Genomic DNA, 22115 nt, shown 5'->3' on the forward strand with positions numbered 1-22115 from the left:
TGCCCCAGGTCGCCGCCGACGCCGATCGCGCCCTCGGCCGCGAACCGCAGCGCCGCCGCTGCTCTCTGACCGCGGACCTCAGGGCCACCTTCCCTGCCGGCGTCTCAATGCCCCTCCGAACGCGGCGCAGCCGAACCCAGAGCGTCCGAGAGGGACTTGACGCCGCCGTGCGCGGTGAGGCCGCCGTCGACCGGGATCTCGGCGCCGGTGATGAAGGATGACTCTTCGGACAGGAGGAAGACCACGAGCGGGGCGACCTCGTCCACCGTGCCGGTACGGCCGAGGGGTGTCTCGCGGATGTTCGCCTCACGGAAGGCGGGCGCGGCGGAGGCGGTCATCTCGGTCTCGATGAAACCGGGGTGGATCGTGTTGACGCGGATGCCGCGCGGGCCCAGCTCCATGGCGGCGGTCTTCGACAGGCCGCGCAGGGCCCATTTGCTGGTCGTGTAGGCGACCGGGTAATGGCCGCTGAGCGCGGCGGTGGAGCCGACGTTGACGATGGACGAGCCGGGCGGCATCAGCGGCGTCAGGTGCTGGATGGCGAGGAGCGGGCCCGTGACGTTGACGGCGTGGACCCGGGCGAAGTCGTCGGGGGCCACCTCGCCGAGGCGGGCACGCCAGGTGATGCCCGCGTTGTTGACCAGGCCGTGCACCTGACCGTACGACTCCCGCAACTCGGCGGCCAACCGTGCCCAGTGCTCCTCGTCGGTGACGTCGAGGCGTCGGCAGCCGGGGGCATCGGTCACGTCGGTGGCGACGACGCGGGCGCCCTCGCGGGCCAGGGCCTCGGCCTCGGCGGCGCCCTGACCGCGCGCGGCGCCGGTGACGACGACGACCTTGCCGAGGAGCCTCCTGGGGTGCCGGTCGTTCAAGGCCGCTCCCTGGTACGGCGGCGGGCGGTCGGCAGCGGCTGCGGATCCCTGCCCGCCACCACGGTGTTGGAGACGGTCCCGATGCCCTCCACGGTGAGGGTGACGGTGTCGCCCGGCTTCAGCGGGGGCGGGGACTGCTCGCCACGGACGCCCCACAGCTCGGCGAGGCAGCCGCCGTTGCCGCAGGTGCCGGAGCCGAGCACGTCGCCGGGGCGGACGACGGTGCCGCGCGAGGCGTAGGCGACCATCTCCTCGAAGGTCCAGCTCATGTTGGACAGCAGGTCCTTGCCGACGACCTCGCCGTTCACCGAGGCGGTCAGCGCCAGGCGCAGAAAGCCGTCGGTGTCGCGGTACGGCTCCAGTTCGTCGGCGGTGACCAGGTACGGGCCGAGGGTGGCGGCGGTGTCCTTGCCCTTGCACGGGCCGAGGCGGACCTGCATCTCGCGGGACTGCAGGTCGCGGGCCGACCAGTCGTTGAAGACCGTGTAGCCGATGATGTGCTCCCGTGCCGCCTCTGGCGTCAGGTCCCGCCCCTCCTGGCCGATGACGGCGGCGACCTCCAGCTCGAAGTCGAGGACTGCGCTGCCCGGCGGCACCGGGACGTCGTCGTGGGCGCCGATGACGGCGTACGGGTTGGTGAAGTAGAACGTCGGGGCGTCGTACCAGGCTTCGGGCACCCCGCCGGCGCCGTCCCCGTCGACGGATCGCCGTACTCCTTCGACGTGCTCCTCGAAGGTGACGAAGTCCCGCACGGTGGGCGGCTGAAGCGGTGGCAGCAGTCGCACCTCGGACACGTGGGGGCCCGGCGGGACGTCGAGCGTGACGGCGCCGGCGTGCAGGAGCGCGTCGAGTCCGCCGCCGGAGCGGATCAGCTCGGTGAGCGAGCGCGCTCCGGGGATCGGGTACAGGGTGCCGTCCTCCTCGACGACGGCGACGCGGTGTTGTTGCTCGTGTTCGTAGGCGGCGAATCGCATGTGCGGCTCCAGGTTCCGACGACGGGCGTCGGCAGAAGGGGACCGGTGACGCGGGGCGGGGAGTCAGAGCAGAGGACAGGGCCACCGCGCCCCCGGCACCTGACGGATCAGACCGGCGGGGCGACGAACACGCCGCGGTCGACGTCGTTGAACGACTCCTTGGCGACCAGCTCGTTCATCGGGTTCGCCGTTCCCCACTGGTCGGTGACCTCGGGCCGGGAGAAGTCGTAGACGTGCGGGTGCCAGGTGTCCTCGTCCAGCAGCTCGAGCTCGGTGGTGTACTCCACGGTGTTGCCGTGCGGGTCGAGGAAGTAGGTGAAGGTGTTGTCGCCGGCGAGGTGCCGGCCCGGGCCCCAGATCTTCTTGAAGCCGGCCCGGATCACCCGGCCGGAGCCCCGCATGTACTCGTCGATGCCGCGCATCTCGAAGGAGATGTGGTGCAGGGCGGTGTGCGGCCCCTGGGCGATGGCCATGGAGTGGTGCTGGTTGCTGATACGCATGAAGTGCATCGCTTCGCCCATCCTGGGATGCATCAGCGTGTCGGAGAGCCGGAACCCGAGGTGACGCTCGTACCACTCCCGAGTGCGGTTCAGGTCCGGGGAGTTGAGGACGACGTGCGACAGCTTGACCGGGATCGACTCCTTCTCCTCGATCTTGCGGTGCTGCCTGACCTCGACGTCCGCCGAGACCTCGATGGTGCGTCCGTCGACGTCGAAGAAGCGGAAGCCGTAGCCGCCGCCGGGCGTGTCCACCTTGCCGGGCTGGGAGATCAACTGGACGCCGCCCGCGAGCAGTTGCTCGGCGAGGGTGTCCACGTCCTCGGCGGAACCGGCACCGTAGGACACCAGGTCGAGGCGCTTCTCCTCGGCCTTGCGCAGCCGCACGACGTACTGCTCCGGGGAGCCCTCGGCGGCCAGGAACGAGATCCCGGAGTCCTCGGTGACCTTGGTCAGGCCCCACACGCCGGAGTAGAAGTCGAGCTGCTTGTCGTAGTCGGGCACGGCCAGGTCGACATGCCGCAGATGGGTGAGCAGACGCATGATGTCAGTCCTTCCGAAGGAGGGCGGCGGCGTTGCCGCCTCGTACGGCGTGGAAGTCCGGGTCGGACAGCCCCGCCGCGCGCAGCGCGCCCACGGGGTCGTCGGTGCCCATGTCGAAGGGGAAGTCGGAGCCGAGCAGCACCCGGTCCGCGCCTACCGCGCGGACCAGCTCCCGCAGCACGTGGGGGTCGTGGACGAGGGAGTCGAAGTAGATCCGCTCGAGGTAGCTGCTGGGCCGGTGGGCGCAGCCGGCGCCCGCGTCGGAGCGGGCCGACCAGGCGTGGTCGCTGCGGCCGATGTGAGTGGGCAGGTAGCCGCCGCCATGAGCCGCGACGATCTTCAGCTCGGGATGCCGGTCCAGCACTCCGGAGAAGATCAGATGGGACAGGGCGACGGCGTTCTCGGTGGGTTGTCCAACGGTGTTGGACAGGTACCACTGGTCCAGGCGCTCGTCGAGCGTGCAGCCGAAGGGGTGCAGGAAGAGGATCGCGCCCGTCTCCTCGGCCCGCTGCCAGAAGGGTTCGTACACAGGGTCGGACAGCTCGCGGCCCGGCGCGTGACTGGAGATCTCGACACCCAGAAGGTCCTGGTCCAGGGCATGTTCGAGGGCCCGCACGGCCTGATCCGGATGTTGGAGGGGGGCGAGGCCGAGCCCCCGCAGCCGGTCGGGCGCCTGTGCGCAGTGCGCGGCCGTCGCCTCGCCCGCGAGCCGGTAGAGCTTCTCGGCCGTGTCCTCGTCCGCCCAGTAGTGGTAGTGCGATGGGGACGGGCTGACCAGCTGGACGTCCACGCCCTGCGCGTCCATGGCGGCCAGACGTAGGCGCACGTCGGTCAGCCGCGGGACGCGTTCGCGGACCATGGGGCCGCTGACGGCCAGGGCAGCGGGCCCGTTGCGGCGGGCGTCGAGAGCCCTGGCCTCCGCCAGGCCCGGCAGGTCGGCCACCAGGGCCTCGACCTCGGGGATCAGGATGTGCGCGTGTACGTCGACGGTCGGGGAAGTGTGTGCGTCGGCGCTCGGCGATGGGCGGGTATCGGGTTGGGGGCGGCTGCCGGCGGTGGCCCGGGGAGGCTGGGTTGTCACGGCAGCTCCCTGAGCACCGGCAGGGTGGCGTCCAGCAGCCCGGGCACGTCACCCGGCACGCCGTCGAGCTGCCACTGCCCGATCTGCACGGAGGCGTCGACGACCATCCGGACCCGGTCGATCCGCCGCTCGTAGTAGCGCGTGAGCAGTTCCTCGTCCCAGGCGGATCCGCTGGTCAGCAGCTGGGACAGCACCCAGGCGTCCTCCAAGGCCATCGCCGCGCCCTGGGCCATCGTGGGCGGGCAGCAGTGCGCGGCGTCGCCGACGAGGACGACCCGGCCCCGGTGCCAGGAACCCTCGACCAGCATCCGGTCGAACCAGGTGTAGTTCACCTGCGCCGGGTCGGTGATCGAGTCGCGGATCTCGTCCCAGGCACCGCCGTAGCCCTCGGCGAGGCGGCGCATCTCCTGCGCGTAGGACTCGGGCGGGATCGTGGCGCGGTCGCGGCCGGCCTCCACCAGATAGGCGTAGATCGTGTCCTTGCTGGTGGGCGTGTAGCCGGCGATGTAGCAGGGGCCGCCGTGGGAGAGGTCGCTGCGCTCCACGCCTGCCGGGCGGGGGGCCGGGACACGCCAGATGGCCATGCCGGTCGGCTCGGGTTTGACGTCGATGCCGATGGCGGCGCGGGTCGCGGAGTTGAGGCCGTCTGCGGCCACGACGAGGTCGTAGCCGCCCTCGGTGCCGTCACTGAACCGGACGGTCACTGACGTGTCGTCCTGGGTGAGGATCTCGGCGGTGGTGCCGAGCCGGACGTGCGCGCCGGATGCCCGGACGGCGTCGGCGAGGATGCGCTGGAGTACCGGGCGCTGCATGCCGAGGGTGGCGGGGAGGTCGTCTCCGCCGGTGCGCAGGACGTCACCCACGTGGAGCACGGTGCCGTCGGGTGTGGTCAGCCCCAGGGCGTCGAAGCCGAAGCCGTGCTCGCGGACCTCGTCCCAGACGCCGATCTCGCGCAGCACGCGAAGGGCGTTGCCCTGAAGGGTGATGCCGGAACCGCGTACGTTCCAGTCCGGTCCGACCTCGACCAGGTCGACGTCGATGCCGGCCCGCCGCAGCAGCACGGTCATGACGTTGCCGGAGGTGCCCCCTCCGATGACCAGGACTCTCTTTCCTTCCATGGCCAACTCCTTTGTTGGACAGGTCACTTGACGGCGACCGGATTGACGGGGGAGCCGACGGCTCCGGTGATGGGCAGGGGCGCGGCGGTGAGCCAGAACTCGTACACGCCGTCATAGGCGCAGTCGGCCGCGAGGGCGTCGGGGTCCCACATCTCGCCGATCAGCAGGCCCATGTTGGGGATGGCGACCTGGTGCAGCGGCTGGAAGGCGCCGTCGAACTCGTTCGGCCGTACCTCGAAGCCCCAGGTGTCGGTGGCGATGGCGGCGATCTCGCTCGCGTGCAGCCAGCCGGCAATGGTGAAGGACAGACCGGGCGAGTCTCCGCCCGCGTAGTCGCCCCAGCCTTCGCGGCGGGTGCGCGCCAGCCGCCCGGTCCGTACGACGACGATGTCCCCGCGGCCGACGGCCACGCCGTGCGCCTGGGCGGTCGCGGTCAGGTGGTCCTCGGTGATGGCGAAACCGTCGGGCAGTTCTCCGCGTTCGTCGCCGATCACCCGGCCGACGTCGAGGAGGACGCCGCGCCCGGCGACGTACGGAGCCATGTGCTCGATGCCGGTGACCAGATCACCCTCGGAGGTGACGGTCTTCGCGGCGTCGCGTCCGTTCCACGCCTTGCCGTGGTCGAAGATGTGCCCGAGTCCGTCCCACTGGGTGGAGCACTGCAGGGGCATCGCGATCACGTCGTCGGCGCCGCCGATGCCGTGCGGGAAGCCCTGGTTGCCGAGGGCCGCGTCCGTTCCCGTGTCCAGCATGGTGTGGACGGGGTTGGTGCGGCGGCGCCAGCCCTTCTGCGGGCCGTTCATGTCGAACCGTTGCGACAGCGAGAAGCTGACACCCCGGCGGACCAGGGCCGCGCCCTCACGCCGCTTGGCCTCGTCGAGGAAGTTGAGGGTGCCGAGGACGTCGTCCTCGCCCCAACGCCCCCAGTTGGAAACCCGCTTGGCGGCCTCGTTGATCGCGCCCTCGGCATCCGTGGGGTCGAGCGGGGCCGTCACGACGCGGTCCCCTCCGCGACACAGCGGGTGCGCTGGGTGCCCAGGCCCGTGATGGAGCCCTCCATGACGTCGCCGTCGCGCAGCAGCCGCCCCCAGTGCATGCCGTTGCCGGCCGGACTGCCGGTGAGCACCAGGTCGCCGGGCAGGAGCCGGGAGGTCTGCGAGATGTACGACACCAGCCGCGCGACGCCGAAGAGCATGTCCTTGGTGGACTCGTCCTGCATGGTCTCGCCGTTGAGCTTCAGCGTGACGCGCAGGTCACCCGGGTCGGCGATCGACTCGGCGGGCACGATCCAGGGGCCGAGCGGGGTGAAGCCGGGGGCGTTCTTGCTGCGCAGCCAGTCGGTGCCGATGGCTTTCATGTCCCGGCGGAAGACGGTGGCGCGGTCGGTGAGGTCGTTGGCGATCGTGTAGCCCGCGACGTACTCCAGGGCCTCCTCGACCGTCACCCGGTAGGCGGGCCTTGCGATGACGGCCGCCAACTCCAGCTCCCAGTCGGGCTGTTCGGCCCAGTCCGGAAGTACGACGTCGTCGTAGGGGCCGGTGATCGCGCTCGGCAGGCCGGTGAACACGTACGGCAGGTCCTCGGCCGCCCTGCGGTCCATGATCGCGGCAATTTCGGCGCGCGCCTCCTCCACGGTGCGGCGGTCGTCGGGGGCACGGTGGGCGACCTCCAGGTCGATCACGTGCTGCCGGTAGTTGGCGCCGGACTGGAAGACCTGGCGCGGCTCGACCGGCGCGTGCGCCCGCAGGTGCTCCAACGGTCGCCAGTCGGCCGTCTCGTCGGCCGCGAGCTGGTGCAGGCGAGGGAGTATCTCGTCCCAGCGCTCAAGGATCTCCCGGGTCGTCAGGCCCGGCTCTGCGAGGGCCGTGGGAAGATCCAGCACGCGCCTCCCGGGGATCACGAGACCGGGGAAAGATACCTGGTCAGGGGCGGAGAAGACGCCCAGGGCGAAGGGTCCGGAGAAGGACGTGGAAGAGGCTGCGGGTTTCACGGGAATGTCCTCCAGATTGCGGTGAGACCAATGTGGCCCCCACCGCGTAATCTGTGAAATAGATTCTTTAGATGTTGATCATCTGCCGTGTATATGTCGCTGCCGCAGCGGCCTCGCTCTGGAGGCGTCGTGTCCCTCTCCGGCCTCGATCTCAATCTCGTCCTGTCCCTGCGGGCCCTGTTGGAGGAGCGCAACGTCACCCGTGCCGGGCAGCGCGTCGGTCTCAGTCAGCCGGCGATGAGCGCGGCCCTGGCCCGCCTGCGCCGCCACTTCGACGACGACCTGCTCTCGCGCGTCGGCAAGCAGTACGAACTGACCGCCCTCGGCCGCGCTCTGCTGAACCGCACCTCGACCGCCTGCGACCTGCTGGAACGGGTCTTCAGCAGCAGGGCCGACTTCGCCGCGGGCACCGAGGAGCACGAGTTCACCCTGCTCACCTCCGACTACGCCCTCTCCGTGTTCGGCGCAGAGCTCGCGCGGACCGTGCACGCTGAGGCCCCGGGGGTGCGGCTGCGCTTCCAACGGACGCCCATCGACGTCACCGAGGACACGACACCGCTGCTCAGTACGGCCGACGGGCTGTTGATGCCGCGTGGCGTCATCAGCGGTTTCCCCGCCGTCGACCTGTTCACCGACCGCTGGGCCTTCCTGGTGGCCGAGACGAACGACGAGGTCGGCGACCAGCTGACCATGGACGACCTCGCACGGTTGCCGTGGGTCGTGTACCAGCGCGCCTACGACGCTCCGGCCGCCCGGCAGCTGAGCATGCTCGGCGTCGATCCCCGCGTGGAGATCTCCGTCGACAGCTTCCAGGCGCTGCCCTTCCTGGTCGCCGGCACCCGCCGGATCGCCCTGGTGCAGCAGCGCCTGGCCGAGCTGCTGCGCGGCGTGGCCGCCGTACGCCTCATGGAACCGCCCTACGGGGCGGTCCCGCTCCAGGAGGCACTGTGGTGGCACCCGGTGCACACCCACGACGCGGCCCACATCTGGCTGCGCGAGACCGCGGCCCGCGTGGGAGCGGAGCTGGCCGCTTCAGAGCCCGCTCGTATCGCCGCGGTCGCGCCGAGATAGCGGGCTCCTACAGGTGCCCGGCATCCAGACGCCGGATGATCCACATCTTCGATATCGATCGGATGAGGGCTAGGCAGGACCTGCCCCTTGGCCCATAGTCGTCTCAACCCGGCGCCGGAGCCGCACCATCACCCCCCGGCCGGGACACGCAGGCGCCCGGCGCGCCTGCCCGTCGCGACGCCGGCAGTCATCGGCACTCCGCTCCGAACCTGCCACCGGTACCGGGCGGCCCGACCACGACGGCCGCACCCCTCGTCCCCTCCCGACCCGCCACGTGGAGTTCCCGCATGCCTGCACCCGTGTCTCCGCTCCCGTCCCCGACGCACAGAGCCGTCGAGGACACCCCGACCGAACAGCCGGTGTCCGGCCCCGGTCACCGGCTTCGCCTCACGCTGCTGATGGCCGGCAGCTGCCTGCCCATCCTGGGCGCCGTACTCATCGCCCCCGTCCTGCCGCAGATGGAGGCTCACTTCGCCGACGTGCCGGGCGTCGACGCCCTCGTCCCCATGGCCCTGACCATCCCCGCCCTCTCCCTGGCGCTGCTGGCCCCCTTCGCCGGCGTCATCGTCGACCGGCTCGGACGCAAACGCCTGCTCGTCGTCTCGACCGTGCTGTACGCGATCCTCGGCACCGCCCCCCTGTGGCTGGACTCCCTCGGCGCCATCGTCGCCAGCCGCGCCCTGGTCGGTGTCGCCGAGGCCGCCATCATGACCTGCAGCACCACGCTGATCGGCGACTACTACTCCGGCCGGCAGCGCGATCGCTACCTCGCGATGCAGACGATGTGCGCCTCGATCTCCGCGACGGCCTTCTTCGTCCTGGGCGGCGCCGCCGGATCGGCCGGGTGGCGCATGCCGTTCTGGGCCTACGCCGTGAGCCTGCTGCTCGCTCCCGCCATGGCAGCCTTCCTGCCCCGGCCCCGACCGGCCGACCAGGCGAACGAGCCTTCCCCCACCGCCTCCGAACCGACGGAGCAGGCGGTCAAGCGGCCCTTCCCCTGGCGTCCGCTGGCCGGGACGTGCGCGCTGACCGTCTTCGGCGCCATCCTCTTCTACACCGTCCAGGTGGAGATGGCGTTCCTCCTGGACGACATGGGCGTGACCAACTCCGGCGTGATCGGACTGGCCACAGCCAGCTCCAGTGCCGCGGTCGTGGTCGGCGCCGTCGTCTTCGCCAAGGCCGGCCGCAGCCCGCAGGTCTGGCTGCCCACCGCTTTCGGCCTGTGCGCCCTGGGCTTCGCGGTGATCTGGCTCGCCCCCAACCCGGTCGTCTTGACCGTCGGCGCCGTGATCAACTGCCTCGGCAGCGGCATCATGCTGCCGAGCCTGCTCACGCTCGCCATGTCCAAGCTCGACTACGCCGACCGCGGACGCGGCACCGGCCTGTGGACGGGCTCCTTCTTCCTCGGCCAGTTCATCTGCCCCCTCGCGGTCCTCGCACTGACCTCGGCCGTCGGCACCCTGGCGAACGCCCTGGGCGTCCTCGCCCTCGCCGGAACCGTCGCCACCGCCGCACTCGGCCTCACCGCGCGGCGCCGCAGGACGGGAGCCACGCCGGAACCGGTCCGCCACATGGCGGGCTGACCTGGCGCGGCGGCGACGACCGGCATCTGCTGTCGCGACGGAGGTGCTGCCGGGGCCGCAACGGGCCATCGCGACCTGTTCGTCAGTGCCGCGCCGCGCGAACGCACGATCTCCCGCACCTTGCTGGACGTGATCCCGAACAGGTTCCCTGCTGGCCCTGCTCCGGGACACCGGCCCCATGTACTGGCCTTCGAGGAGACACCAGCCTGAGAGGCCGATGAACGACGTTCGCACTACCGGTAGTTGATCTCGGCCAGCTCGGTGGCGAGCTTCTTCGGCATGGCCGTGTGGCCGAGCAGAGGGAGCACGGTGTTGCGTGCCCCGCGGGCCATCGGGTTGCGCGTGGTGGCCACGCGGGTCATCCGGTGGGTGAAGGCGACAACCCGCTGGGCCACGGGGCGGCGCCGCGCCTCGTAACCGTCGAGCTGTCCGGACGCGATCGCCCGGCCGAGGGCGTAGCCGTCCTGGATGCCGGTGTTCATCCCCTGCCCGCCCGCGGGGCTGTGCACATGGGCGGCGTCGCCGGCCAGCAGCAGACGGCCGGCACGGTAGCGGTCGGCGACCCGGTGGTGCACCCGGAACCGTGACGACCACGCCAGCCCGGTGACCTTGGCCTGGCCGGGGGCGCGCTCATCGAGCAGTTGCTGGACGAAGTGGATGTCCGGTGCGGCGGGCGCGTCGTCGACGGTGGCGACGACCCGGTAGTGGTCGCCGGGGAGCGGGGCGACGACGGTGAGCCCCGCGGTGCCGAAGGTGAGCGAGACCTCGCTGGGGCCGGGGGCCCAGTCCATCACGACGTCGGCGAGCACGAAGGACTCGGCGTAGGCGTTGCCGGTGAACCCGATGCCCGCCGCTTCGCGCACGGTGCTGTGCATACCGTCCGCGCCGACGGCGTACGAGGCGCGCAGCGTCTCGCCGGTGGTCATGGTGAGTGTCACGCCGTCGTCGTCCTGGACGACGGAGGCGACCTCGTAGGGGCGGTGCACATCGCCGCCGAGCGCCCGCAGCCGGTCCAGCAGCACGCTTTCGGTCTCGTACTGGGGAACCATCAGCGTGTACGGGTGAGGAGTGGGGAGCTGGTCGAACGGCACGGTCAGCAGGCGGCGGGCGCCGTCACGGACGGCGAACCGGGTGACCCGGACGCCTCGCGCGATCAGCTCCTCGGAGGCTCCGAGCTCGTCGAGGACCTCCAGGGTGCGGGCGTGGACGACGGCGGCACGCGAAGTGTTCGCGCCCTCGGCCAGCTTGTCCAGGACGACGAAGTCGATCCCGGCGGCAGCGAGCGTGACGGCGAGCGCGAGCCCGGTCGGACCGCCGCCGACGACGGCGACCTCGGTACGGCCGGGGAGTGCGGTGGTGTTCATGGCGGGGATCCCCCTCTGTCCAGCACAGTCAACAGTCGTTTGCCAACGGTTGTTGGCCAACGTTCGTTGACATGGTGCATGGTGCCGCGCTGGAAAGTCAACAGGTGTTGGCCTACAGTTGTTGACGTGAATCAGGACACCGAGACCGGCACCACCGACAGGCGATCGGACCGCACCAAGGCCACGATCCTGCGCGCCGCACGCGAACGATTCGCGGCCCAGGGATACGAGCGCACCACCATCAGAGCCGTGGCTTCGGACGCGGGCATCGACCCGTCCATGGTCATGCGCTACTTCGGCAACAAGGCACAGCTCTTCGACGCGACGCTCGCCATCGACCTGCGACTTCCCGACCTCACAGGAGTCCCGGCGGACGAAATCGCCCAGGCCCTGGTGCGTCACTTCCTCGAACGCTGGGAAGGCGACCCGGCCGACGACGCCCTGCTGGTCCTGATGCGTTCGGCGGTCACCAACGAACAGGCCGCGGCACGGATGCACGAGATCTTCGCGGCCCAGGTCGCCCCGACGCTGGCCGCGGCCCTCGGCCCGGAACTCGCCGGACGCCGGGCCGGTTTGGTCTCCGCGCAACTCCTGGGCCTGGGACTCACCCGCTACCTGCTACGCCTCCCGGCAGTGACCACCCTGACGCCGGACGACATCGAAGCCGGCCTCGCCCCGGCCATCCAGGCCATCCTGGACCCGACCTAGGGCAAAACCCTCAGCTGCCCGAGGAGTGACCGCGCAGCGCATACCCTCCATCGCTGCCCTGGCCACCCACGTCATACGACTCCCAAGGTCGGGTCATCAAGACCGCCCTGCCGAAGTCGCCCGGCTCGGACACGGACGCCACGGTGACCGAGCACTACTCGGCCACGAGCACCTACGACCCCGACAGCGGTGACGACGCGGTGGTGGCCCAGCACCACAGGGCGCAAGGAGTTGGAGCCGCGCAGTGCGAACGGCTTCACGTCGACTTCGAGGAGCCCTGAGTCCATTCCACTTCGACGCCTGCCTGAGACCTCGCCCCGCTCTCACGGTGTCGGCTGGGGCGATCAGCGCGCGGCCTCCTACTGGTAACAGCCGCCGGTGCACAGCACGGTGACCATGCCGTGCTCGCGGGCTGTCGTGGAGGTGTGATGGCTGACGGCCGTGGGGGTCTTGCTGGTCTCCCAGGGCATGGGGGCGGCCATGGCCTGTGGTCCGAGGGCAGTGAACACCGAGGTGGCCACGAACATGACCGCCAGCGCCCGCTTGCGCAGATGCATCTGAACTCCTTTGCCGCCGGCTGGGGTTCGGCCGCTGGCACCTGTCCTGGAGCAAGCCGGAGGCCGGCTGCCAGTCTCACCATGCGGCTCGCTCCAGTGGAAGGTCTTTGGCCGGGCGCAGGTACATCTCCCCACGATCACCTCGACTGGCGGCTCATGCTCCGCACACGGCCGAAACGGCAGCAGTCGCTCCCGAGCTTATCCACGTTGATCACGGGCATGCGCCCACCGACGATGACGTTCGCTTCCACACGGCATTGGCACACCCGCCATGCCCCTGCGCGACACCTGTCTGGCCCGGGGTGACCTGCGCAAGGAGCCCGCCTGGCCGACAACGCGCCCGTCCCCTCGGGGCCGCGCGGACAAGGCGTACGCCTCCCGCGGGAACCGCGCCGATCTGCGCCGCCGCGGAATCCGCTGCACCGTCCCCGACAAGTCGGACGAGGATCGCAACCGGCGGAAGCGCGGCTCCCGCGGTGGCCGGTCACCGCGAGCGTCATGCAGTCGAGTGCGGGATCCACCGACTCGAGAGGCACCGCACTGTCGCCACGCGATACGGCTCGGAAGGGCCGGTCACACCTCAGTGCCGGGCGAACTGGACCCGTGTCGGTTGTGCGACGTTCGGCCGCACCGCGAGCCCGCTCACGGTCAGCTGTTCCCCGTAGATGTCGGTGACTCTGATCGCCTTGCCGCAGCCACTGCCGTCGGCGGAGATGAAGTAGTTGAAGCTGGTGCGGGGCAACGACCGCCAGCCGCCCCCGGTGCTGACCTCCAGGCGCGCGACCGGGTTGCGGTGACCGATCACCTGGATGCCGCACCAGTAGGCGCTGGAACCGGTCTTGTACCTGATGGACATCGTGCCGATGGAGCTCGGGCTCACCAGGCTCCAGGTGATGGGGAGCCGGCCGACCTTGAGGTCGGCGAGCTTGGCGAAGGCCTGCTGGCTCAGGTCGATCTGCCCCGGGGCGCAGGGCAGAGGGCATTCGTTGGTGATCCGTACCGTGATCGACTTGCCGTTGGCCGCGCGGACCAGCACGTACGCTCCGCAGGCCCGGGAGGTCTCGTAGTCGGTGGTGTTCATCGCCGCGATCATCATGTCCGGGCTCGGACCGAACAGACACGCCCCGTCCCCGACGCCGGCCTCGTAGGCGGTCGCGACGCCCTGATACGACGTGTTGGGCCGGATCCGTCCCGCCGCCGGGGGAGTGGTCGACCCGCGCGAGGACTTCTGAGCGCCCGTGGCCGAGGGCTTCGCCGCCTTTGGGCTTGCCGTGTCCTTCGGACTGGCCGAGCTGCTCGCACTCTGACGTGGCGACGGACTGGACGTCGCCCTCGGAGACGGCGTGCCGGCGGTTTCGGCGACCTTTGGCTGGCTGGTCACGAGGGGAGTGGCCGCGGCCGGCCCCGCATCGACCTTGTGGCCAGGGAGCAACGCCATGACCAGATACACGAGGACGCCGACGGAGGTGACCGCCACTGTGGCGCCCAGCATGAGCCTGCGTCGGCGCCTGCGTTGCCGTATGACCTGCCTCGTTGCCATGATTACCTGTCCGTTCAGGGTCGAGCCGATGGTGCACTGGTCAGTGGCCGCCCGCGGCGAAAAGGTTGCCGACGACTTTGCGGGAACTTTCGGGGCATCCGGCGGACGTACGAGCGGGCAGCGGGACGGGAGCGCTCCCGAGCGCTGGGCGGTCAAGACCGGTGCAGAGCGGTGGGCGTTCCTCAGGCCGATTCGCGGACGACCAGCGCTGTACGGAGGATGACGTGGCGGTAGGCCACGGACGGCTCCTCCATGTCCTCGAGGAGCAGCCGGATCATGGCCCGGCCCATCTCCTCCAGTGGTTGACGCACCGTGGTGAGCCGTGGCTTGGTGCGCTGAGCCAGCGAAAAGTCGTCGAAGCCGATCACGGCGACGTCCTGAGGCACACGTCGTCCTGCCGCGCGCAGGGCCTGCAGAGCCCCTGCGGCCGTGGTGTCCGACGCGGCGAGCACACCGTCGATCTCCGGGTGAAGTTCGAGCAGTTCGGTCATGGCGCGGCGCCCGCTGTCCTGCGTGAAGTCACCTTCGGCCACCAGTGACTTCTCGCTGTCCAGGCCGGCCAGTGCCAGAGCGTCCTGATAGCCGCGCAGTCTGCACCGGGCGGCGTCCATGTCCAGTGGCCCGGTGATGGTGGCGATGGTCCTACGGCCCCGTGCCAACAGGTGGGAAACGGCGCTGCGGGCGCCCCCCACGTTGTCCGCGTCCACATAACTGACGTACTCGTCGCCCGAGCGGCGCCCCAGCATCACGGTCGGCAACCGCGCCTCGGCGAGCATGTCCGGCAGCCGGTCCCCGGCGCGCACGGACAACAGCAGAACTCCGTCGACCCGGCTGCCGCGCGCGTACTCCAGGAAGCGCTTCCGATCGGCGTCCGAGCGGACCAGGGTCAGCATCAGCTGCATGCCGATGCCCGCGAGCGCGTCCCCGAGCGAGCGGACGATCTCGGAGAAGAAGGGCTCCGCGAACACTCGCCAGTCGGGTTCGGTCAGGACGAGAGCGACGGCGTTGCTTCGCTGACCGGCCAGTGAGCGGGCAGCGAGATTGGGGACGTACCCCAGCTCTTCGATGGCCCGCTGCACGGCCAGGCGCGTCGATTCCTTCACGCCCGCCGCGTTGTTGATGACGCGGGAGACCGTTCCCCGCCCCACCCCGGCGTGAGCGGCCACCTCTTCCAGCGTCGGCGTGCCGGGGCGTCGCGTGCCCATGACCACCTCCCCCACGAGATAGCCGATCTTACGGGCCGAAGGAACCGTGTACACGTCTTCCGGGGAACCTGCCGCGTCGGCCAAGGGGTGGGGTACTGGTCGTTGCGGAGTGTCTGATCTGCACTCCTCGCCGGATTGGGAGAGGCCGGGAGGAGCAGCGGGGCCCGCCCGGTCGGCAGTTGGCCGACGGAGCAGGCCCCGGGCGGAGGAAGCCTCCTGTGGGTTACGCGGTGGCGCAGGAGGTGCCGTTGAGGCTGAAGGCAGTCGGCTTGGCGAAGCTGCCGCTGTAGGTGCCCTGGAACCCGAAGGAGACCTGCCCACCTGGCGTGATGGACGCGTTGTGTGCGACGTTGGCGGCCGTCACGGATCCCATCGACGACGACACGGTGGCATTCCAGGCGTTGGAGATCCGCTGCCCGGAGGGCAGCGTGAACGCGACCTTCCAGCCATCGACCGGGGAGGAACCCGTGTTGGCCACGGTGATCTCGGCAGTGAAGCCGTCCTGCCAGACGTTCGTGCCGTAGGTCACCTTGCACGCGGCGGGCCCGCTGGGGGTGCCGGGGCCGCCGGGGGTGCTACCGCCGAGGTTCACGCTGGAGGAGAACGAGTTCACGGCCAGGCCCGCGCCGTTCTGCCACGGCTCGAAACCCGCCTGAATGCTCGTCAGGTACCAGTTGTCCTGCGCGAGTCCGCGCGATACGGCCTGCCGGACGAAGTCCATCACGTCGAAGTTCCAGCTGTCGATCGCCGACGGCGCGACGAAGGACAGGACGTCGTTGGAGCCGTTGTTGCCGGACCACACCTGCCACTGGCGCCCGGCCACCGTGGCGGAACCGACGGGCGAGCCCACCGGCTGCACGGACCCCACACGGTTGAACCAGATCATGATCTCGGTCCGGTTCACGCCGTCGGTGCGCGGGGTCGGGTCCAGCCAGATGTCGTAGGCGGCGTCGTAGGCCGCACCGCTCACGTAGCTGTAGGAGATACCCGTGGGAGCGCTCGAGATGGAGCTGAGCCGGGCCGGGAGGTTCGTGCCGGGCGAGCAGTTGGTGTAGTGGCAGCCGTTGTACACGGACGGGTACGACTTCGGGGCCCCGTTCGTCGGAACGGAACCGTCGGCCTGGGTGACCCTGAAGCCCGAGTCCGTGACGGAGATGCACTGGGTGGCACTGGTGCCCCAGCGGTTGTTCTGCACGACGTATCGGCCCTGGATGGTGGTGGTGCCGAACGCATCGCAGATCGTCGTGTCGGCCTGGGAGACCGTAGCGCCGGTCAGCAGTGCGGCCAGGGCGACGAGCGTGGTCAGCAGCGCACCGCAGAGCGCGCGCGTCCTGTGGGCTTGGGGGCGTGAAGGCTGCATGCGGGTCCTCCGCGAGGGATGTGGGGGGCGAGGGCTTCTGCAAGGGATTGGGAGCGCTCCCAAAAAGCGAACTCGCTGGGACTGTAGGAGAGGATCATGTTCCTGACAAGGAGGGCGACTCGGGTGTCTTGAGGTGACTCCCGAAGCGGCTGGTGATGCGGGGTGGGACGGGTTGCGACAGCTTGTGGATCCGGGGTACCGGGCGGCCCCCAAGGGGGCGGAGGCCGCCCGGCTGGTGACCCCGTCGTCGGGTGACGGGGTCGCGCACGCGGTCTCAGCGAGGGGCTACTCGAGGAGTTCCGCGTACGAGCCCATGGCCAGGGCGATGTCCGCCTGGGCCCAGAACCGGTGATACGTGAACGACGGCACCGCGCCGCCCTTCAAATAGGCCTCGATCTTCGACCAGGCCGGGTCGCTCTTGTAGAACGACCGCAGCGAGGCGAAGGTGGAGGAGGAGCTGATGGCGTCGCCGTTGGGCATGGTCCCAGTCCACCCGCTCGGCACGTACACCGCGTCGTCGAACCGGTTGTAGTCCGCCCGGTTCTCCGGCACCGCGATCCCCAGCGCGTCCTGGTAGTTGTTCCACATGCCGTCCAGCAGGGACTTCGCGGTCGAGGCGGCGGCCGTGTCACCGGACCGGTCCGCGTAGTACGTCAGCGTCTTGGCGTACGCGGCGGTCACGCCGACGTCGTTCGTGTAGTCGGCGACCGTGACGTGAAGTCCGCTGTTGGCGCCGGGACTCGACGCGTTCCAGGTGTCGGGCTGCCCCGACCACTGGAGGGTCGACGGGATCCGGTAGGTGCCGTCCGGGTTGATCGTGGTCTTGGACAGTGCCCACTTGACCCACTTGTCGAGGACGGCCTTGGCCTGCGCGTTCCCCGTCTGCTGGTACAGCTCGGCGACCCGCTCCATCGACCACGCCTGGAAGCCGAACCACTGGTTGGACGGCGGGTCGTGGTAGACGGGCTGCTCGTCGTAGTACATGCCGTAGAACGTCGACTTCCCGGCCGGGGGAGGCGCGTAGCGGCCCGCCCAGCTGTTGGTCGCACCGCCCGCGATGGCGCCCTCGTCGGACTGGAGCCAGCGGTAGAACTCCAGCTGCCGCCCGAGGGACTTGGCCCAGTCCGCCTGCCCAGTCGCCGACTTCGGCTTCAGGTCGGCAGACGAGCTCAACGCATAGGCCGCGAGAGGGTTCTGGTAGCCGCCGTGTGCGTGACTGGACCCGATGCGCCAGGCCCAGCCCGCCGAGGTGTCGGTCGCCCCGCCCCAGGCGTAGTACCAGGACAGCAGGTACATGGAGGCGTCCTTGCCGGTGCCGGCCTGGCAGGTGGACGGACCGACGCAGTTGCCGATCTTCTTGAAGTACTTGTCGTACATGGCGTAGCGCAGGTAGTCGCCCATCTTCGCGGCCTTGCCCACGGTCGCGGAGACGTCCGAGCCCTTGCCCTGCTCCTTCGCCCAGATGTCGGCCCAGTACGCGGCCTGCACGGCCCGCGCGTCGGCGTCGGGGGCGTTGGTGAACTTCCACTGCTTGGCGTAGGAGGCGTCACCGGTGAACAGGTCCAGGTACCCGTTCTTGCCGCCGTACTTGAAGGCGTCACAGGTCGGCTGCGGCACCGTCTCCCATACCGACTCCTGCACACCGCGCTGGAAGGTGTTGATGTACGACGGTCCGGTGTCCGCAGGCCCCGCCTCGCACTTGCCGGGCGAGTTGCCGTAGCCGTAGACGTTGTCGACGTCCTGGAGCCAATGCATGCCGTAGACGTCGTCCGTGCCGTACGCCGACTTCAGCTCACCGGCGATGGGATCCGAACCGGAGGCTACCGAGGAGTCGAGTTTCGCCGGGTACTCGTTCGGGGTGTCCAGCTCGGGCGCGTAGGTGGCCGGCTTGGAGGCGTTGTAGAAGGAGTTGGTCGGCTGGTCGGCGTGCGTGGGGATCATGTACTTCTCCATGATGTCCCAGGCACCGTTGAACTTGGACCAGTCGCCGGTGACCTTGCCGTACATGGCCTGGAGCCACAGGAGGTAGCTGTACGCCTCCGACGTGGTCTCGTGGCCGTGGTCCGGCGCCTCGACGATCAGCGTCTCGACCGAGTGGTAGGGGATGCCCTCGGGGGAGAAGTAGCCGTTCGCCGGGTTGGTGATCTTGCCGTACAGCTCCAGGAAACGGGCGTCGTACGCCTTCGTCGCGCCGAGCTGCGTAACGGTGACCGAGGCCTTCGCGTGCCCGGGGGCGGCCGACTCGAAGGTCGCGGCTCCCGTGCCGGAGGAGTCGGCGGCGATGGTCACCGTCTGCGCGGTGTTCCAGTTCGACGGCGTGAAAGTGAGCGAGGCCCCACCGGTCACCGACAGGCCGGAGTTGCCGTTCGCGCGAGTCGTCGTGACCGTCACGTTCGCGCTCGGCTGCTTCGACAACTTCACCTCGTACGTGCCCGTCTTGCCCTGCTGGACGCCCAGTTGGGAGGGCGTGGCGACCACGGACGGGCCTGAGGCGACCGTGATGCCGACAGGCGTACTTTCCGCGGAGGCGCCCAGGCTGTCGTACGCCTTCGCCAGCAGCGAATGACTGCCCACGGTCAAGCCGGAGGCGGAGAGCGTGTACGGCGCCGTGGTGTCCGTGCCCAGCAGTTCGGTGTCGTCGTAGAACTCCACCTTGCTGATCGTCGCGTTGTCCGCGGCGGCGGCCGTCGCGGCGAGCGGCACCGCCTCCCCCAGGGTGTAGACCGCGCCCGCGGCCGGACTGGTCAGCACGGTGATCGGCGGCTGGTGCGCGCCGGTGCAACTGGTGCCGTTGATCGCGAAGTTGGTGGGCGCGGCATTGGTGCCGCTGTAGCTGAACTGGGCGCCGGCGGAGGCGGACGCGCCAGCGGCGATCTTGCCGTTGTAACCGGCGTCCTTGACGCTGATGTTCTGGCCGGACTGGGACCAGGTGCCGTTCCAGCCGTTCATCAGCTTCTGGTTGCCGGTGTAGGCGTACGTCAGCGTCCAGCCGTCGATGGTGTCCGTACCGCGGTTGGTGATCGTGACGTCCGTAGTGAAACCGGAGCCCCAGTCGTTCGTCTTGTAGTCCACGCTGCACTGAACGCCCGCTGCACGCGCGGTCGTCGCACCCGTGGCCAGCATCGACAGGGGCAGGGCCAGGGCGGTTGCCGAGGCGGTCAACACCCTCCGAAAGGTTCTGCGTTTGCGTCCGGGATCCATGAACTGGTTCCTCCAAGCGGCTCAAAGCACGGGGGAAGCACAAGTCTTGGCCAGTGGGAGCGCTCCCATCATGGGGATGACGACGGCGGGGGTCAAGGAGCTTGAAGAGTCGAACACACGAAAGGGTTTAGTTCAAAGGAAGTTCAGCCGTACCTCTGGGCAACCGCGCCACTTGGCGCTACCTTCCTTCGCACCAGTGGGAGCGGTTCCCATCAGTCGACGCGCCGGACACGGCGCGCCACACTGCGAGGAGTCGCTCATGCGACACCCCCCACGTTCATTTCTCCACGTCACCGCACGCGCCGTGGCCGATCGCGGGACCTCGGCTGCCAAGGATCTGTGTCGAACCGCAATGCCCTGCCCGCGTCCGGCACTCGTGGACCGGCCGTCGGCTCTCGCCGACGATGCGTCATGAATGACAGCTGGTCAGGCTTGGTCCTGACCGACGCGAGCGTCGGCTGCTTCGCCCGTTGAACTCCCATTCGGGAGCGCTCCCAAAGTCAGTTCGTCCCTGACTTTCGCCACGAGGCCATGTCGGCCCGTTCGCATCAAGGTGCGCGATCACCTGCGCGTGCTCGATCAGCGGAGAAATCCTCCAACCAGAAGGAACCCGTCATCATGAGTCGCACCAAAACCTCATTGCTCGCAGCGCTCGCGCTGCTCAGCGGGACCTCGGCAGCCGCACTCGTCTCGGCGCCGGCCGGCGCCGTCGCGGCGGCCGCGCCCTGCACGGTGGACTACAAGGTGCAGAACCAGTGGGACACCGGCTTCACCACCGCCGTCACGATCACCAACAACGGTGCTGCCAAGTCGAGTTGGTCGCTGAAGTGGTCGTACGACGGGAATCAGAAGATCAGCAATGGCTGGAACGCGAAGGTCAGCCAGAGCGGCACTTCTGTGACGGCCGCCAACGAGAGTTACAACGGCACGCTCGCCACCGGTGGTTCGGTCGGCTTCGGTTTCCAGGCGTCCTACAGCGGGACCAACGCGATTCCGGCCACGTTCACCCTCGATGGCGTGACCTGCAACGTCGACGGCGGTGGGCCGACCGACCCCGGACCCACGGACCCGGGGCCCACCGATCCGGGACCGACGGATCCGGGTCCGGGTGGGCCGAAGGCCGCCAACCCGTACGTGGGCGCGAAGGTCTACGTGAACCCGGAGTGGTCGGCCAAGGCGGCCGCCGAACCGGGCGGCAGCCGCATAGCGAACCAGCCCACCGCCGTGTGGCTGGACCGCATCGCCGCCATCAACGGCGTGAACGGCGGCATGGGCCTGCGCGCCCACCTGGACGAGGCGCTGAAGCAGAAGGGCAGCGGTGAACTCGTCGTCCAGCTGGTCATCTACGACCTGCCGGGCCGTGACTGCGCCGCCCTCGCCTCCAACGGCGAACTGGGGCCGAACGACCTCGACAAGTACAAGAGCCAGTACATCGACCCGATCACGTCGATCCTCTCGGACGCGAAGTACGCGGGTCTGCGGATCGCCACCGTCATCGAGCCCGACTCGCTGCCCAACCTGGTCACCAACGCCGGCGGTACGAACACCACCACCGACGCCTGCGTGACGATGAAGAGCAACGGCAACTACGAGAAGGGCGTCTCCTACGCTCTCGACAAGCTCGGCGCCCTGGCGAACGTGTACAACTACATCGATGCCGGCCACCACGGCTGGCTGGGCTGGGACAGCAACCTGGGCCCGTCCGTGCAGGAGTTCGCCAAGGTCGCCACGACCAACGGCGCGAGCGTGAGCGACGTGGCCGGTTTCATCGTCAACACCGCGAACACCAGCCCCACCAAGGAGCCGTACTACAAGGTCACCGACATGGTGAACGGTCAGACCGTGCGCCAGTCGAAGTGGGTGGACTGGAACCAGTACGTGGACGAGCAGTCCTTCGCCCAGGCGCTGCGGGACAAGCTGGTCGCGGCCGGGTTCGACTCCGGTCTCGGCATGCTGATCGACACCTCCCGCAACGGCTGGGGCGGCTCCGCCCGGCCCACCAAGGCGGGCCCGACGACCTCCGTCGACGACTACGTCAACGGCAGCCGCATCGACCGGCGCATCCACGCCGGCAACTGGTGCAACCAGAGCGGCGCGGGGATCGGCGAGCGGCCCGCCGCGGCCCCGGCCACCGGGATCGACGCCTATGTGTGGGTCAAGCCGCCGGGGGAGTCCGACGGATCCAGCTCCGCCGTGCCCAACGACGAGGGCAAGGGCTTCGACCGGATGTGTGACCCCACCTACGGCGGCAACGCCCGCAACGGCAACAACCCCACCGGCGCCCTGCCGAACGCGCCGGTGGCGGGGCACTGGTTCTCCGCCCAGTTCCAGCAGTTGATGCAGAACGCCTACCCGCCGCTGCCGTAGCGGCGTGTCCGCCACGGTGAACTCTCACTGAGGGGAGCGCCCGTGTCCCTCCGGCCGTCTTGCCGGGGCTCAGAGTCTGGGTCC

Annotated in this window: 18 protein-coding genes; 5 read left to right on the forward strand and 13 right to left on the reverse strand. The window is 69.6% G+C overall.

Annotated features, from left to right (window positions below; all coding sequences use genetic code 11):
* Positions 1–104: 104 nt before the first annotated feature.
* The 7 genes from AC2XR2_RS43005 to AC2XR2_RS43035 form a co-directional block, all read right to left on the reverse strand.
* Positions 105–872, reverse strand: a complete 768-nt coding sequence (locus tag AC2XR2_RS43005; RefSeq protein ID WP_491518167.1) for an SDR family NAD(P)-dependent oxidoreductase — start codon at positions 870–872, stop codon at positions 105–107.
* Positions 869–1846, reverse strand: coding sequence for a fumarylacetoacetate hydrolase family protein (locus tag AC2XR2_RS43010; RefSeq protein WP_381297728.1), 978 nt, complete (start codon positions 1844–1846; stop codon positions 869–871). Before AC2XR2_RS43010 ends, AC2XR2_RS43005 begins: the two co-directional genes overlap by 4 nt.
* 107 nt (positions 1847–1953) lie before the next feature.
* Complete coding sequence (locus tag AC2XR2_RS43015) at positions 1954–2886, reverse strand: VOC family protein (RefSeq protein WP_491518168.1); 933 nt, start codon at positions 2884–2886, stop codon at positions 1954–1956.
* 4 nt (positions 2887–2890) lie between these two features.
* Positions 2891–3967 carry an amidohydrolase family protein gene (locus AC2XR2_RS43020; RefSeq protein WP_491518169.1) on the reverse strand — a complete coding sequence of 359 codons (1077 nt, stop codon included), beginning with the start codon at positions 3965–3967 and terminating at the stop codon, positions 2891–2893.
* Positions 3964–5085, reverse strand: coding sequence for an FAD-dependent oxidoreductase (locus AC2XR2_RS43025; RefSeq protein ID WP_491518170.1), 1122 nt, complete (start codon positions 5083–5085; stop codon positions 3964–3966). Before AC2XR2_RS43025 ends, AC2XR2_RS43020 begins: the two co-directional genes overlap by 4 nt.
* 23 nt (positions 5086–5108) lie before the next feature.
* Positions 5109–6080 (reverse strand): cyclase family protein, encoded by a 972-nt coding sequence (locus tag AC2XR2_RS43030; protein WP_491518171.1) that lies wholly within the window; start codon positions 6078–6080, stop codon positions 5109–5111.
* Complete coding sequence (locus AC2XR2_RS43035) at positions 6077–7075, reverse strand: fumarylacetoacetate hydrolase family protein (RefSeq protein WP_491518172.1); 999 nt, start codon at positions 7073–7075, stop codon at positions 6077–6079. The genes AC2XR2_RS43030 and AC2XR2_RS43035 overlap by 4 nt, the downstream gene beginning before the upstream one ends.
* Positions 7076–7204: 129 nt before the next feature.
* Between AC2XR2_RS43035 and AC2XR2_RS43040 the strand changes: the two genes are divergently transcribed.
* Positions 7205–8146: a LysR family transcriptional regulator gene (locus tag AC2XR2_RS43040; RefSeq protein ID WP_491518173.1), complete on the forward strand. Its 942-nt coding sequence runs from the start codon at positions 7205–7207 to the stop codon at positions 8144–8146.
* A 287-nt stretch (positions 8147–8433) separates the two neighbouring features.
* On the forward strand, positions 8434–9729 hold the full coding sequence (locus tag AC2XR2_RS43045) for an MFS transporter (protein WP_491518174.1): 1296 nt from the start codon (positions 8434–8436) through the stop codon (positions 9727–9729).
* A 233-nt stretch (positions 9730–9962) separates the two neighbouring features.
* Here the strand turns inward: AC2XR2_RS43045 and AC2XR2_RS43050 are convergent, their stop codons facing one another.
* Positions 9963–11093 (reverse strand): FAD-dependent oxidoreductase, encoded by a 1131-nt coding sequence (locus AC2XR2_RS43050; RefSeq protein WP_491518175.1) that lies wholly within the window; start codon positions 11091–11093, stop codon positions 9963–9965.
* 126 nt (positions 11094–11219) lie between these two features.
* Between AC2XR2_RS43050 and AC2XR2_RS43055 the strand changes: the two genes are divergently transcribed.
* Both AC2XR2_RS43055 and AC2XR2_RS43060 read left to right on the forward strand, forming a co-directional pair.
* Positions 11220–11801: a TetR/AcrR family transcriptional regulator gene (locus AC2XR2_RS43055; RefSeq protein WP_491518176.1), complete on the forward strand. Its 582-nt coding sequence runs from the start codon at positions 11220–11222 to the stop codon at positions 11799–11801.
* A 143-nt stretch (positions 11802–11944) separates the two neighbouring features.
* On the forward strand, positions 11945–12082 hold the full coding sequence (locus AC2XR2_RS43060; protein ID WP_491518177.1) for a hypothetical protein: 138 nt from the start codon (positions 11945–11947) through the stop codon (positions 12080–12082).
* A gap of 78 nt (positions 12083–12160) precedes the next feature.
* Here AC2XR2_RS43060 and AC2XR2_RS43065 read toward each other — a convergent pair whose 3' ends face one another.
* The 5 genes from AC2XR2_RS43065 to AC2XR2_RS43085 form a co-directional block, all read right to left on the reverse strand.
* Entirely contained in the window at positions 12161–12358 is a 198-nt protein-coding gene (locus tag AC2XR2_RS43065; RefSeq protein ID WP_491518178.1) for a hypothetical protein, read from the reverse strand.
* 580 nt (positions 12359–12938) lie between these two features.
* Positions 12939–13898 (reverse strand): expansin EXLX1 family cellulose-binding protein, encoded by a 960-nt coding sequence (locus tag AC2XR2_RS43070; protein WP_491518179.1) that lies wholly within the window; start codon positions 13896–13898, stop codon positions 12939–12941.
* Between the two features lie 182 nt (positions 13899–14080).
* Positions 14081–15103 carry a LacI family DNA-binding transcriptional regulator gene (locus AC2XR2_RS43075; protein ID WP_491518180.1) on the reverse strand — a complete coding sequence of 341 codons (1023 nt, stop codon included), beginning with the start codon at positions 15101–15103 and terminating at the stop codon, positions 14081–14083.
* Between the two features lie 223 nt (positions 15104–15326).
* On the reverse strand, positions 15327–16463 hold the full coding sequence (locus AC2XR2_RS43080) for a glycoside hydrolase family 12 protein (RefSeq protein WP_491518181.1): 1137 nt from the start codon (positions 16461–16463) through the stop codon (positions 15327–15329).
* A gap of 285 nt (positions 16464–16748) precedes the next feature.
* Complete coding sequence (locus tag AC2XR2_RS43085) at positions 16749–19664, reverse strand: glycoside hydrolase family 48 protein (protein ID WP_491518182.1); 2916 nt, start codon at positions 19662–19664, stop codon at positions 16749–16751.
* 618 nt (positions 19665–20282) lie between these two features.
* Between AC2XR2_RS43085 and AC2XR2_RS43090 the strand changes: the two genes are divergently transcribed.
* Entirely contained in the window at positions 20283–22031 is a 1749-nt protein-coding gene (locus AC2XR2_RS43090) for a glycoside hydrolase family 6 protein (RefSeq protein ID WP_491518183.1), read from the forward strand.
* Positions 22032–22115: the final 84 nt, after the last annotated feature.

This window comes from Streptomyces sp. LS-MS-L19 (assembly GCF_058382285.1).

Bases quoted from the DNA above. Each gene is read 5' to 3' on its own strand.
- AC2XR2_RS43090 (WP_491518183.1), top strand. From the start codon at position 20,283: ATGAGTCGCACCAAAACCTCATTGCTCGCAGCGCTCGCGCTGCTCAGC.
- AC2XR2_RS43025 (WP_491518170.1), bottom strand. From the start codon at position 5,085: ATGGAAGGAAAGAGAGTCCTGGTCATCGGAGGGGGCACCTCCGGCAAC.
- AC2XR2_RS43070 (WP_491518179.1), bottom strand. From the start codon at position 13,898: ATGGCAACGAGGCAGGTCATACGGCAACGCAGGCGCCGACGCAGGCTC.
- AC2XR2_RS43085 (WP_491518182.1), bottom strand. From the start codon at position 19,664: ATGGATCCCGGACGCAAACGCAGAACCTTTCGGAGGGTGTTGACCGCC.
- AC2XR2_RS43010 (WP_381297728.1), bottom strand. From the start codon at position 1,846: ATGCGATTCGCCGCCTACGAACACGAGCAACAACACCGCGTCGCCGTC.
- AC2XR2_RS43075 (WP_491518180.1), bottom strand. From the start codon at position 15,103: ATGGGCACGCGACGCCCCGGCACGCCGACGCTGGAAGAGGTGGCCGCT.
- AC2XR2_RS43080 (WP_491518181.1), bottom strand. From the start codon at position 16,463: ATGCAGCCTTCACGCCCCCAAGCCCACAGGACGCGCGCGCTCTGCGGT.
- AC2XR2_RS43050 (WP_491518175.1), bottom strand. From the start codon at position 11,093: ATGAACACCACCGCACTCCCCGGCCGTACCGAGGTCGCCGTCGTCGGC.
- AC2XR2_RS43065 (WP_491518178.1), bottom strand. From the start codon at position 12,358: ATGCATCTGCGCAAGCGGGCGCTGGCGGTCATGTTCGTGGCCACCTCG.
- AC2XR2_RS43015 (WP_491518168.1), bottom strand. From the start codon at position 2,886: ATGCGTCTGCTCACCCATCTGCGGCATGTCGACCTGGCCGTGCCCGAC.
- AC2XR2_RS43045 (WP_491518174.1), top strand. From the start codon at position 8,434: ATGCCTGCACCCGTGTCTCCGCTCCCGTCCCCGACGCACAGAGCCGTC.